Genomic DNA, 362 nt, shown 5'->3' with positions numbered 1-362 from the left:
GGCGGCGCCCAGCAGCAGGAACGCATGAAGCCCCACCATGACGACGGCGGCGGCCGTCACCTGGTGCAGGGCGCCGACCCGGCAGTGCCGCCAAATATGGACCGTGCACGGGATGCACACAGCAGCCAATCCGACCATAAGGAGGGCCAACCATGCGTCGTGGTGGCCGGAGGCCGCGAGCCATAGGTGCACCATGCATGAAACGGCGGTGAGCGCCGCACAGATCCGGGTGTGCAGGACGGGTCCGGCTGAACGGACCCGCCCCGCGGAGGCTGTCATCCTGTCAATCCAAGGTCGCGTCAGTGGCAGTGGCCCGCGGCACCGGAGCCAGCAGCGTCACCGGAACCCGCAGCGTTGTGGCA

General features: G+C 68.8%; 1 protein-coding gene. It reads right to left on the bottom strand.

Annotated elements, in window-relative coordinates:
* Positions 1-279, bottom strand: a 279-nt coding sequence (locus SB764_RS38765; RefSeq protein ID WP_410866574.1) for a hypothetical protein, incomplete at its 3' end; no start/stop codon positions are given.
* Between the last annotated feature and the right edge of the window lie 83 nt (positions 280-362).

Origin of the sequence: Paraburkholderia sp. SIMBA_027 (assembly GCF_046535315.1) — a bacterium.
Classification (GTDB): Bacteria; Pseudomonadota; Gammaproteobacteria; order Burkholderiales; family Burkholderiaceae; genus Paraburkholderia; species Paraburkholderia tropica.
This window is presented reverse-complemented; position numbering and strand designations above follow the sequence as displayed.